The organism is Thiohalophilus sp. (assembly GCF_031581315.1).
GTDB lineage: Bacteria > Pseudomonadota > Gammaproteobacteria > UBA6429 > Thiohalophilaceae > Thiohalophilus.
In genome coordinates this window covers 1-11156 of sequence record NZ_JAVLAZ010000078.1, presented here as the reverse complement: position 1 = coordinate 11156, position 11156 = coordinate 1, and the positions used below count along the sequence as shown (strand labels likewise).

Annotated in this window: 15 protein-coding genes; 4 read left to right on the top strand and 11 right to left on the bottom strand. The window is 55.8% G+C overall.

Annotated features, from left to right (window positions below; genetic code table 11):
- The 5 genes from RI563_RS10645 to RI563_RS10625 form a co-directional block, all read right to left on the bottom strand.
- Positions 1 to 398: globin (locus tag RI563_RS10645; RefSeq protein WP_310694362.1), on the bottom strand; the 398-nt coding region annotated here is incomplete at its 3' end.
- A 264-nt stretch (positions 399 to 662) separates the two neighbouring features.
- Positions 663 to 1880, bottom strand: coding sequence for a M48 family metalloprotease (locus tag RI563_RS10640; protein WP_310694361.1), 1218 nt, complete (start codon positions 1878 to 1880; stop codon positions 663 to 665).
- Between the two features lie 181 nt (positions 1881 to 2061).
- Positions 2062 to 2526 carry a DUF3617 domain-containing protein gene (locus RI563_RS10635; protein ID WP_310694360.1) on the bottom strand — a complete coding sequence of 155 codons (465 nt, stop codon included), beginning with the start codon at positions 2524 to 2526 and terminating at the stop codon, positions 2062 to 2064.
- Complete coding sequence (locus tag RI563_RS10630; RefSeq protein WP_310694359.1) at positions 2527 to 2766, bottom strand: DUF2007 domain-containing protein; 240 nt, start codon at positions 2764 to 2766, stop codon at positions 2527 to 2529. It abuts the gene before it with no gap.
- Positions 2766 to 3170 (bottom strand): phosphate-starvation-inducible PsiE family protein, encoded by a 405-nt coding sequence (locus RI563_RS10625; RefSeq protein ID WP_317622882.1) that lies wholly within the window; start codon positions 3168 to 3170, stop codon positions 2766 to 2768. The genes RI563_RS10630 and RI563_RS10625 overlap by 1 nt, the downstream gene beginning before the upstream one ends.
- 82 nt (positions 3171 to 3252) lie before the next feature.
- Here RI563_RS10625 and RI563_RS10620 point away from each other — a divergent pair, with 82 nt between their 5' ends.
- The 4 genes from RI563_RS10620 to RI563_RS10605 all read left to right on the top strand — a co-directional run bounded on the left by RI563_RS10620 (position 3253) and on the right by RI563_RS10605 (position 7713).
- Positions 3253 to 3447, top strand: a complete 195-nt coding sequence (locus RI563_RS10620) for a hypothetical protein (RefSeq protein ID WP_310694358.1) — start codon at positions 3253 to 3255, stop codon at positions 3445 to 3447.
- A gap of 539 nt (positions 3448 to 3986) precedes the next feature.
- Positions 3987 to 6146: a catalase/peroxidase HPI gene (katG, locus tag RI563_RS10615; RefSeq protein ID WP_310694357.1), complete on the top strand. Its 2160-nt coding sequence runs from the start codon at positions 3987 to 3989 to the stop codon at positions 6144 to 6146.
- A 291-nt stretch (positions 6147 to 6437) separates the two neighbouring features.
- Positions 6438 to 6908: a Dps family protein gene (locus RI563_RS10610; protein ID WP_310694356.1), complete on the top strand. Its 471-nt coding sequence runs from the start codon at positions 6438 to 6440 to the stop codon at positions 6906 to 6908.
- Between the two features lie 205 nt (positions 6909 to 7113).
- On the top strand, positions 7114 to 7713 hold the full coding sequence (locus tag RI563_RS10605; protein WP_310694355.1) for a glutathione S-transferase family protein: 600 nt from the start codon (positions 7114 to 7116) through the stop codon (positions 7711 to 7713).
- Between the two features lie 136 nt (positions 7714 to 7849).
- Here RI563_RS10605 and RI563_RS10600 read toward each other — a convergent pair whose 3' ends face one another.
- The 6 genes from RI563_RS10600 to RI563_RS10575 form a co-directional block, all read right to left on the bottom strand.
- Positions 7850 to 8470 carry a DsbA family protein gene (locus tag RI563_RS10600; RefSeq protein WP_310694354.1) on the bottom strand — a complete coding sequence of 207 codons (621 nt, stop codon included), beginning with the start codon at positions 8468 to 8470 and terminating at the stop codon, positions 7850 to 7852.
- A gap of 14 nt (positions 8471 to 8484) precedes the next feature.
- A complete protein-coding gene (locus tag RI563_RS10595; RefSeq protein WP_310694353.1) occupies positions 8485 to 9306 on the bottom strand; it encodes a cobalamin-binding protein in 822 nt (273 codons plus the stop codon).
- A gap of 5 nt (positions 9307 to 9311) precedes the next feature.
- Entirely contained in the window at positions 9312 to 9542 is a 231-nt protein-coding gene (locus tag RI563_RS10590) for a cysteine-rich CWC family protein (RefSeq protein WP_310694352.1), read from the bottom strand.
- Positions 9543 to 9660: 118 nt separating this feature from the next.
- Positions 9661 to 10101, bottom strand: a complete 441-nt coding sequence (locus RI563_RS10585; RefSeq protein ID WP_310694351.1) for a phosphate-starvation-inducible PsiE family protein — start codon at positions 10099 to 10101, stop codon at positions 9661 to 9663.
- A gap of 117 nt (positions 10102 to 10218) precedes the next feature.
- Positions 10219 to 10731 (bottom strand): hypothetical protein, encoded by a 513-nt coding sequence (locus tag RI563_RS10580; RefSeq protein WP_310694350.1) that lies wholly within the window; start codon positions 10729 to 10731, stop codon positions 10219 to 10221.
- 130 nt (positions 10732 to 10861) lie between these two features.
- Positions 10862 to 11156 (bottom strand): hypothetical protein (locus RI563_RS10575; protein WP_310694349.1); only part of this gene is annotated, 295 nt, incomplete at its 5' end.

Below are 11156 nucleotides of genomic sequence, written 5' to 3'. Positions count from 1 at the left end.
CCCATCGCCTCGCGCCAGCGGTTTTCCAGCTGCGGTGTAAACTGCGGATCGAATTCGCCGATCGCGGCGATCAGGCTGTTGAGCCAGTAATCATACAGATGCGGCTGGACCGGAGCATGCCCCTGCCGGCTGTGCACCTCGGCCATCCTGTCTACCTCCCGCTGTACGATATTGCTACCAGCGGCAAACATAATTGAATTGGACAACGTACGACGCAGCAGACGTCGCTGGCGATCGAAGTCGGTGTTGGCGAACGCCGCCTTCACCTCCGGGTGACTCTCGAGAAAAATAGCGTAAAACCGTTCGATAAATCCGCCGTTGTGCAAACAGCGGCCGTAACTCTGGTGAAGATCATCATAATTGTCGCCGTTGGACGGCGCGGGATTTCCTGCAGACATAATACCCTCAGATGGTTTGTGAACATCTCGGACCTGGCAGTCCGATCACGAGGCGGCATTATACGCAATGTCACTGCGACTATGATCTATCAGCAGTAACGATCACGTTACAAAAATGTAAACACTCAAAAGGCAGAGAAGGATGGTCAGGTACTGTAGCACCGTACTCGATACGACCCACTCTCAATATCCGACAACCCCTGTGGGGTGGAGCAAGCGCGCTAAAGGGAATCCCCCACCCTCCCTGGCAGGGGGTAGACTCACCTACTCCTCGGAACGACACTCCTGAGGACGTTGCTGGTTCCCCAGCGTCCCCTCCTGGCAGTGCCAATAGAGCCGTTCGTTTTCGATATACGGTTGAATCAGCAATGTCTTGCCCGCGATCGGTGCCGCCCCGGTAAAGGTAATCACGATGGCACCCTCGTTATTCATAGAATAAGTTGCCCTTACCTGGCGATCGCCCACCTTGAAACCGACCTGCTCCAGGTTGGCCGGCAGCTCACCATGCTCGATGATGTAATCCTCCAGTTTCTGCTGGGCGTCCTGACCAACCTCCCACGCCTGCTCGACCTGTGCCCGGCTGACATAGCCCATATAGGAGGGAACAGCAATTGCCGCCAGGATACCAATCACGGCAACAACGATCATAATGTTGATTACCCCGCCACTGGCTCCAGCACCGGTGCGGGGCACGAACAGGGCCAACATCCAGGCAAAAAAATGTCGACGCGGCAGTTCGATCTTCTCGCCAGAGGCCTCCGCATCAATCCGCGCCATGCGTTTGCTAAGCCACGGATAATCGCCTGCCAGTTCATGAAACGACATCCAGAACCCGGAAGTCAGCGCAACCTGCCCAAGATAGTGTTGGAAGTTTAAATTCCGCCAACGCCGTTCACCGGCCGCCAGCACAGCCATGGCGTGCATGGCATCTTCCTTGTTATTGGAACAGGCGAGTCCGTGCAAATCACAGGTATATTCTCGTGCGCGCGAATACCCGGCGCCGAGCAATGGCAGTATCGACGAGGGCAGCAACAGTGGCCCGTACACCAGGTGTTTTTGCAGGATATGTCCGAGTTCATGCCCGATATAAAAGCGTACGGCCTCAGGCCGTTCCTCCAGCGCATCAACGATGTTGGAATAAAGCACTACGAAGTCCTTACGCAGGAAGCGTGTGGCCAGCGCATTGAGCATCCCGTCAGAACAGATCAGATACAGCTCCGGGATCGTGGTCATCTTGAGCTTTTCGCAACTCTCCCTGTGCATCCGATACAGATCGGGATATTGCTCTTCACTGACTTTGACTGCATTACCCTTGAGATAGGCAATAAACCCGGAGTGTACAATCAGGTAAATAAGAAAAGCGATAAGCACCCAGACAAGTAAAATCCCGACCGTTCCAGCCAGCAAAGCCAACCAGACCAGCAGCGAAATAACTAAAGAAATAATAAACAGCGGTTTTTCGTTTTTATAGACCAGAGTCATTATACTCTCCCTGTTGTTGATTTTATTATTCGTTATCAGTGAAGTCGTATCCTGACTTCTTTATTTTATACCGGATATGTCCCTCCCAGACCGGGCATATCCAATAAACACCATCCAGCTTGTGACACAATTCTTTGTGCCAGCTACGATTACACTTTCAGGATTGGACAGGATTACAGGCTCAACAGGAGCCCACGCGCTCCCCCTCGAAGGTATTGCGCATCTGCATCTCGCCGATCGGACCCGCCTGGATATTCATCTCGAACCAGCCCTGCGTGGTGGTTCCGTTGAAATTGACTTCGCCCTGACCATTGGAAGATCCATGTTCCCCCTGACACTGAATATCCCAGGCAACCCGGTTCGCGCTTTCGTGGGTCGTGGTAAATTTGCACCCCTGACCCATGTCATCCGGCTGGAAATCGATCTCATCGCCTTCCACGCACTGGCGTTTGGTTTGCGGTTCACGTTTCATCATCTGTGCCATCTCCTTCGGCACACCGCTCAGCTCCATTTTATAGGTCATCTCCCACAGGCCCGGCTTGACGTTATAACCCGCCGCGGAAACCTGAAAACTGAGCAGCATCAAACCCAGTACCGACAGCGTAATCCCGTAATATTTTGACGTTAGCTTGCTTGATACAGACACCTAGACCTCCTCCTCGTCCCCGATTTGAAACTCACCGTTCTCGTAACGCTCGATAATTCGCAATGCGGCCGACTCGTCCTCATCATCCACGCTCAGTTTGATGTGCCCCATCGGCATCAGCTCGCCGATACCGCCCTGCAGGTACTCGCCGTTGACGTAAGTGTCGATTCCCTGTGATTCGAGCAGGCCTCTGACCAGGTTGCCCTCGATATAGTCGTTGGCAGTATAGATGATGACCATCAGCCGCTGCTGTCCGAGTCATAGGGATAGCGAACATGCCCGAAGCGGATCACCAGCACCGTCAGGGCGATGATCAGCGTCGAGCCGGCTACCGCCAGCATGCGCCAGTCTTCCATCGCTTTCATGTCCAGCACCAGATAACGCGCCAGGGCGATGATGGCGATATACAGGGGAATCCGGATCGGCAGCTTGCCGGACTTGAGATAGATGCCAACCATGGCCAGCACCTCCAGGTAGATAAACATCAGCAGCAGATCCGCCAGAGTCACCGCGCGGGCCTCGACCATCACCCCGATCTCGATGCCGAAGGCGATCACCGTGGCCACGGCAATCAGCACCAGCCCCAGCGCCTGCAACAGATCCAGTGACTCGCCCATCTTCAGCTTGATGCCGGGTAGTTCCATTCTCGTCTCCCTGTTTTATATTCGTTGGCCGGATAACACAGACTGACCTGACAATCCGACCCGGCTCGATTATGCTATCTGTATGAGCGAGATCCAATGCCGACATTGCGGCCATCGCTTCGATGACACGCAACCCCATTGCCCCCACTGCCGGACCCCGACACCGGCCGAGCAGGAGCGTCTTGCGGCCGGGGCCAAAAAGCGTTTCCTTTACGCCTTTATCGGCCTGATCGTCTTCGCCACGCTGATGATTCTCATCCTGCCGCGCGACGCCTGAGCCAGCCCCCAACCTTTCCTTTTTACATCCATCACCGTCAAATCCGGGTCACGATGGGATATTGTCAGCCTGGATAATACCCCGATTTCTTGCAGGTGTACGAGCCCGCTGCCGGTCTTTTTTACGTTAACTGATTTTAATCAATGGATTTAGACTCAATCTAAACTACACTGAATAGGAAGCTTGACGCCTCGCTCGTGTCAGAAGCATTCAACCCGGTTAACCGGCACTATTTTGATATCTGTTTTGACGGGTTTGCGCCGTGCCGCGCCTGACAAAGCATTGTCAACAAAATGCCAAACCACACGCGGAGAAGAGAACTTAACCTGATTGCAACATGTTCGGTGTCCAATAGACGACGCAGGAACTGTATTGGTCCGTTGCATCGAACCACGAGAAAACCGTTATGACGCACGATAGTCACGCACTATCGGCGGTATCGAAGCAAACGATTTTCCCCGTTATCGATTCTTAACTAGAGTCAACCTTATTCCCGTCGAACTCGGGAAACACGACAGAGCAAATTCAAGGAGAACACGATGGATGACACAACCAAATGCCCGGTGATGCACGGCGCTGCCACCGAAACCGGCCAGTCGAACATGGAATGGTGGCCCAAAGCCCTGAACCTCGACATTCTGCATCAGCACGACACCAAGACAAACCCGCTGGGTGAAGAGTTCAACTATCGCGACGAGGTCAAAAAACTCGACTTCGATGCGCTTAAAAAGGATCTGCACGCGCTCATGAAAGAGAGCCAGGCCTGGTGGCCGGCGGACTGGGGCCACTACGGCGGGCTGATGATTCGCATGTCCTGGCATGCGGCCGGCTCCTATCGTGTCGCGGACGGCCGCGGCGGTGCCGGGACCGGCAACCAGCGCTTTGCGCCGATCAACTCCTGGCCGGACAACGCCAACCTGGACAAGGCACGTCGCCTGCTCTGGCCGATTAAAAAGAAATATGGCAACCAGCTCAGCTGGGCCGATCTGATCGCCTACGCCGGCACCATCGCCTATGAATCCATGGGCCTGAAAACCTTTGGCTTCGGTTTCGGCCGCGAAGATATCTGGCACCCGGAAAAGGACACCTACTGGGGTTCAGAGAAGGAATGGCTGGCCCCCACCGGCAGCGAAGGCAGCCGTTACTCCGGCGAGCGCGACCTGGAAAACCCGCTGGCCGCGGTCATGATGGGCCTCATTTACGTTAACCCCGAAGGCGTGGACGGTAACCCGGATCCGCTCAAGACCGCCCATGATGTGCGCGTCACCTTCGAGCGCATGGCCATGAACGACGAGGAAACCGTGGCCCTAACCGCCGGCGGCCATACCGTGGGCAAATGTCACGGTAACGGCGATGCCGCCCTGCTCGGCCCGGAACCCGAAGCCGCCGATGTGGAAGAACAGGGCCTGGGCTGGAACAACCATACCCAGCGCGGCATCGGCCGTGACACCGTCACCAGTGGTATCGAAGGGGCCTGGACCTCCAACCCGACCGTGTTCGACTCGGGTTACTTCGACATGCTGCTCGATCACGAGTGGGAATCCCGCAAGAGTCCCGCCGGCGCCTGGCAGTGGGAACCGGTGGATATCACCGAAGAAGACAAACCGGTCGACGTCGAGGATATGACCACCCGCTACAACCCGATCATGACCGACGCGGACATGGCCATGAAGATGGATCCCGAGTACCGCAAGATCATGGAGAAGTTCCGCGCCGACCCGCAGGCGTTCCAGGACGCCTTCGCCCGCGCCTGGTTCAAGCTGACCCATCGCGACATGGGGCCGAAGCCGCGCTACATCGGCCCGGATGTCCCCAACGAAGAACTGATCTGGCAGGACCCGGTACCGGAAGGCAAGCGTGACTATGATGTGCAGGCCGTGAAGGACAAGATTGCCGCCAGCGGTCTGGCTATCGGCGAGATGGTCGCCACCGCCTGGGACAGCGCCCGGACCTTCCGCGGTTCGGACATGCGTGGCGGCGCCAACGGCGCGCGTATCCGCCTGGCGCCGCAAAAGGACTGGGAAGGCAACGAGCCGCAGCGGCTTAACAAGGTGCTGGGGGCGCTGGAACCCATTGCCAAAGAGACCGGCGCCAGCGTCGCGGATGTGATCGTGCTGGCCGGGAATGTCGGTGTCGAACAGGCCGCCAAAGCCGCCGGGGTGGATGTCAGCGTGCCCTTCTCCCCCGGACGCGGCGATGCCACGGACGAGATGACCGACGCCGACTCCTTCGAGTACCTGGAGCCCCTGCATGACGGCTATCGCAACTGGCTCAAGAAGGACTACGTGGTCAGTGCCGAAGAGATGATGCTGGATCGCACCCAGCTGATGGGCCTCACCGCGCCCGAGATGACTGTCCTGGTCGGCGGCATGCGCATGCTGGGCACCAACCACGGTGACACAAAACACGGTGTGTTCACCGATCGCGAAGGCGCATTGACCAATGACTTCTTCGTGAATCTCACGGACATGAACAACACCTGGAAGCCGACCGGCAAAGGCCTGTACGAAGTCCGCGACCGCGAAACCGACACGGTGAAGTGGACCGCCAGCCGGGTGGACCTGGTGTTCGGCTCCAACGCCATCCTGCGTTCCTACGCGGAAGTCTATGCCCAGGACGACAACCAGCAGAAGTTCGTCAATGACTTCGTCAAAGCCTGGAGCAAGGTGATGGATGCGGATCGCTTCGATCTGGTCTGAGAAAGGCAATGACACTGTGCCGGAAAACACGATTTCCGGCACCGTTTTATTTGTAGGCGTAGGTCAGGTTGCGCATAGCGCTACCTGACATTCTCCATATAGCTTTTTTCAGTCCGCAAATGCACGCAAATCAACGCCAATGATTGTTAATGTGCGCTTAAAATGATTGGCGTTTATTCGCGTTAATTAGCGGACTCAGGCGCAGGTTAGATTGTGCGCAGCGCTACCTGACATTCTGCTTTCCGGCACCACATTTTTTAACACGACATTAACCGACGCAAAGGAGCAATCATGACAACCACTATCGATATCGGTATCGACGAAAAAGACCGCAACAACATCGCCGAAGGCCTCAAACGCCTGCTGGCCGATTCCTACACCCTTTATCTGCAAACCCACAACTTCCACTGGAACGTCACCGGCCCGCAGTTTCGCGAACTGCACCTGATGTTCGAAGAGCATTACACCGAACTGGCCACTGCCGTGGATGAGATCGCCGAACGCATCCGCACCCTGGACGTCCCGGCCCCCGGCACCTACAAGGCCTTCGCCGAACTGAGTGCCATCAAGGAAGTCGACGGCGTACCCCAGGCCAAAGAGATGGTCGAGATCCTCACCCGAGGTCATGAACAGGTGGTCAAAACCTGCCGCGACGCCCTGGCCAAAGCCCAGGACGCCGGGGATGAATCCAGCGCGGCACTGATCTCCGATCGCATGCGCATTCATGAGAAAACCGCTTGGATGCTGCGCGCGATCCAGTAACAACCCACAGCCCGAATCCCCCTAAAGCCGGGTTCCTCATGTAGCCCGGATCAAGAAGCAACGCGACGGATCCTGAGTTCAACACGTAGCCCGGATCAAGGAGCAACGCGACGGATCCGGGTTTTTCCGGTTCAGGTGGATCCGCTACACTTGATCCCCTCTGGCCGATTCACGCGGCCCGGCGCTTATAACAAGGAACAGTCCCATGACCGGCCTGAAACTCTACGACTTCGATCGCTCCGGCAACTGCTACAAGATCCGTCTGCTTCTGGCCATGCTGGGGCTGAATTACGAGCGCATCCCGACCGACAGCAGCGTTGGTGAAACCCAGACCCCCGAGTTCAAACGCCTTAACCCGCGCGGGCAGATCCCCGTGCTACAGGATGGCGAGACGCTGATCTGGGATTCCATGGCGATCCTGGTTTACCTGGCGCGGCGCTACGGCGACGAGCACTGGCTGCCCACCGATGCCCTGGGCGAGGCGCATGTGATGCAGTGGCTGGCCGTGTCGGAAAACGAACTGCTCTACGGCCTGGCCCGCGCCCGGGTCGCCCTGCGCTTCAACAAGCCCTTCGATCTGGAACAGTGCCACCGCGATGCCAAACCGGGGCTCGAAACACTGGAACAGCACCTGGAAGACAACGACTGGCTGGCGGCAGACCACCTGACCATTGCCGACATCGCCTGCTACCCCTACGTCGCCCTCGCCGAGGAAAGCGACGTCTCCCTTGCAGAATACCCGGCAATCCGCGCCTGGCTGCAACGGGTTGAAGCCGAACCCGGCTGGGTCCCGATGGTGGAATAACGCGCCGCGCACCGGATTACCGAAAACCCGACTCCCCGTGTCGCCTCAATCAAGGCGCCACGCGACGGTTCCGGGTTGTCCCGGTTCTGCAGCCGGTCCATTGAACCCGTAAAGCGTCCAATGGCCAAACATCGCATCACGCCGCCAGCAATGCCTCGATCTGCTGCAGATTGGCATCGACATCGGTATAACTGTGTCGGATGAAATGGATCTGATCACCGATCTTCAACACCACGCTGGGATAACCGCGCACACCCAGTGACTCTGCCAGCGCCATCTCTTCCTGCAGCTGGCGTTCGATATCTTCCGAGTGAATACGTTCGATAAATGTCTCGCGCGGGATCCCCAGCTCCTCGCCCAGATCATACAAGCTGGCATAGTCCGACGGATTGCCCGCCTCCTGGTAATAAAAACGCTGGATACGTTCGTACAGGGCCACTTCCCGGCCGTACTCCCGTGCCACCAGCGTCGCCCGGCAAGAGGGCCAGGTGGAACGCACCGGCGTGTTTTGCGTCCAGAATTCAAAGTTGAATTCCACCCCGCACTGTTCGCTAATCCGACGCCAGGTCTTTTGCAGATAGTCACATACTTCCGGCTCCATCGGCTCGTCCGAATCCGGCGCCAGCCCGCCCGCCACATAAACAACATCCACTTTATCCTTCAGTGCCGCTTTCACCTGCGACCAGACCGGCCGAAAGCCCCAGCACCAGCTGCACATGGGATCATAGATGTAATATAACGTGGCACTGGCGGACATAAGCATTGCTTCCGTTACAAAGTGGCGGTTCGACCGACCGGATTCGTGGCCCACTGGTGGATGATCGCCGACAGCTGTGCCAGACCATCGGACAACGCGGCCGGGCCGGGCTGTAATATCAACGGCGATTTGATCTCGTATAACTGATTGTCCCGCACCGCCGGGATCCGATCCCAGCCGGGACGTTCGGCCACCGTGGCCGGCTGAAACTTCTTGCCGCACCAGGAACCGATAATGATTTCCGGCTGTTGTTCAATCACTTCATTATCATCGGCAATGATACGCCGTTTGGCGTCGGGATGTTGCGCGCGATCAGCACAGACATCCTCGCCGCCGGCGATGGCGATCAACTCCGACACCCAGCGAATGCCCGAGATCATCGGCTCGTCCCACTCCTCGAAATAGACCCGTGGCCGGCGTGACAGACTGGCGGCCTGTTCCCGGGCCTGTTCAATGTTCGCCACCAGCTCGTCGACCAGTGCCTGCGCACGGTTACCGGCGCCGACCATGTTACCCAGCAGCAGGATGTTATCCAGGATCTCGTTCACCCCGCGCTGGTTGGTGATCAGCACCTGCACGCCCTCGCGGATCAACCCGGCGGCGATGTCCGCCTGCAGATCGGAAAAGCCCACCACCAGGTCCGGTTCCAGTTCCAGGATCTTGTCCAGCTTCGCCGTGGTAAACGCCGCCACCTTCGGCTTCTCTTTACGCGCCTGCGGCGGGCGCACGGTAAACCCCGAGATGCCCACGATCCGATCCTGTTCACCCAACCGATACAGAATCTCCGTCGGCTCCTCGGTCAGGCAGACGATGCGCTGTGGCAATTTGGCCTGCATGAGCGTTACGACCTGCTCAACGCCCGAATCTTACGGGCGTGCTGCAGCTGGTTGTACTCTCCACGCACTTCCAGCAGACAGCGACTGCACAGGCAATCCTCGTACTGCTCGGAGATATATTCCAGCTGCTCCGTACTCAGCACCACCGTCTGGCACTGGCAGAGCATGATCGACCCGGACTTGCATTCGAACAGCGTGTTGCAACGCGCACATTGTTTGGATTCATGTTTTGGCATAACACCCCTTCTGAATTAAAAACCATCCCTGGCAATGCGGTGTATTGTTGTTATTCCCGCAACGCTCCCGTTGAACCCGAATAAACCTGTCTGAAACTAAACGGCTTCACGGCCCTGGTTAGTCCTTCATATCCTTCGCTATGATTTTTTCTCGTTGATAGACAAGCACCGAACCAAGGCGAATCAGACCCAGCACCAGCAGGAAGGCGGAAAAAGCATAGATCATGTCGGGCTTCAATTCATGCTTGAACAGGGCAATCAACATCTCCCGGATAACAAACACAATCGCCGCATCGATAATAAACGTGAGCCTGAGCCGGCTGGTATGGAAGTACTCGACCAGAGAACGGGACAGCTCGATGAGTACATAGAGCGTCAGCACATCGGCAATAAGGTCGATGTAGTGGCCAGTGATACCCTCAAAGGCAAGCAATTTCCAGGTGGTGACAAACAGCTGCACCGCACCGATCGCCACACCGAAAATAAGAAACACCAGAATAATGCCAAAGACAACATTAACCACCCAGTCAAAATAACCCTGTATTTTTTTAGTGTTCATAGTTCCTCTCCGGTCCCGTACGCCTGGCGATGCGGATTGATAGTGTTATTCCCGCAACGCACCCGTTGAGAAGTGATTGAAATAATCACTCTTTGTCAGGGCCGACCTTGCGATCTATCACAATAGCGGGGCGTCGACATCAAGCCGCCATTTGATAGCCATCGACTTTTCCCCGCCCGAGAATTCGAACTCGAGCCGGTCGCTCCCAAGGTGATAATTGCGCAGGACCTCATCGTCCTGAAAATAACCATTGAGGTTATCCGTATAGTTTTTCTGCTTTAACCCGTAGACCATCAGGTAATAGCCATAGAACGTATCCGGCGAGGTAAACTTTGTCGTGGTATCTTTCAGCTCCAGCCGGGCATAGGGATACCAGCCCCACTTGTTGCTGTCCGGGCTGCCTTTTCGCAACAGCACCATAAGCGCATTGCCCTGCTTGACTTTCGCCTTCTCCGTCGCCGACAAGCGAGTCGGCAGCAGATAAATCGTCAGCTTGCCCACCTGCGCATCGTGCACCGCCACCGAATCCCGGATCGTCATCCGGGTGCCTTCTTTTTCGATATACCCCTGCGAGGCGACGCACACCCCGGATACCACCAACGCCAGCAATGCCATAAAGAATCGCATCATCGTCATCACCCTCTTACACACCGCCTAGATAATAAAAACCGTCCCTGGCCATGCGGATTGGTATTGTTATTCCCGCAACTCTCCCGTTGAGCACTGAATGAAAATGAGAATCATTTGTCACCGACCCCTTTTACGAAGAATCTTTGATAGGCGTATCTATTATATATTTAATTTTATCAACTAATTTTTTATTTCCCTTCATAAGTTTCTTTATTTTTTTATTATATGATTTAGACATAGACAACTTTGAAAACTTATCATCGCTATCAAAATCAGCCTTTAATGCTATACTTATATTAATAGGAAGCTCAGCAATATCATAATTATCTAAAAAATACTTCATTGGTGATTCAACACCAATCTCTACGGCAGTAACAGTCAAAAAATATAGCGCATAGGCTTTTTCTTCTTCTGAATAGTTAAGC

Coding starts and splice junctions, on each gene's coding strand:
- RI563_RS10585 (WP_310694351.1), bottom strand. CDS start 10,101: ATGAACACTAAAAAAATACAGGGTTATTTTGACTGGGTGGTTAATGTT.
- RI563_RS10625 (WP_317622882.1), bottom strand. CDS start 3,170: ATGGAACTACCCGGCATCAAGCTGAAGATGGGCGAGTCACTGGATCTG.
- RI563_RS10620 (WP_310694358.1), top strand. CDS start 3,253: ATGAGCGAGATCCAATGCCGACATTGCGGCCATCGCTTCGATGACACG.
- RI563_RS10640 (WP_310694361.1), bottom strand. CDS start 1,880: ATGACTCTGGTCTATAAAAACGAAAAACCGCTGTTTATTATTTCTTTA.
- RI563_RS10610 (WP_310694356.1), top strand. CDS start 6,438: ATGACAACCACTATCGATATCGGTATCGACGAAAAAGACCGCAACAAC.
- RI563_RS10605 (WP_310694355.1), top strand. CDS start 7,114: ATGACCGGCCTGAAACTCTACGACTTCGATCGCTCCGGCAACTGCTAC.
- RI563_RS10630 (WP_310694359.1), bottom strand. CDS start 2,766: ATGGTCATCATCTATACTGCCAACGACTATATCGAGGGCAACCTGGTC.
- RI563_RS10590 (WP_310694352.1), bottom strand. CDS start 9,542: ATGCCAAAACATGAATCCAAACAATGTGCGCGTTGCAACACGCTGTTC.
- katG (WP_310694357.1), top strand. CDS start 3,987: ATGGATGACACAACCAAATGCCCGGTGATGCACGGCGCTGCCACCGAA.
- RI563_RS10600 (WP_310694354.1), bottom strand. CDS start 8,470: ATGTCCGCCAGTGCCACGTTATATTACATCTATGATCCCATGTGCAGC.
- RI563_RS10580 (WP_310694350.1), bottom strand. CDS start 10,731: ATGATGCGATTCTTTATGGCATTGCTGGCGTTGGTGGTATCCGGGGTG.
- RI563_RS10595 (WP_310694353.1), bottom strand. CDS start 9,306: ATGCAGGCCAAATTGCCACAGCGCATCGTCTGCCTGACCGAGGAGCCG.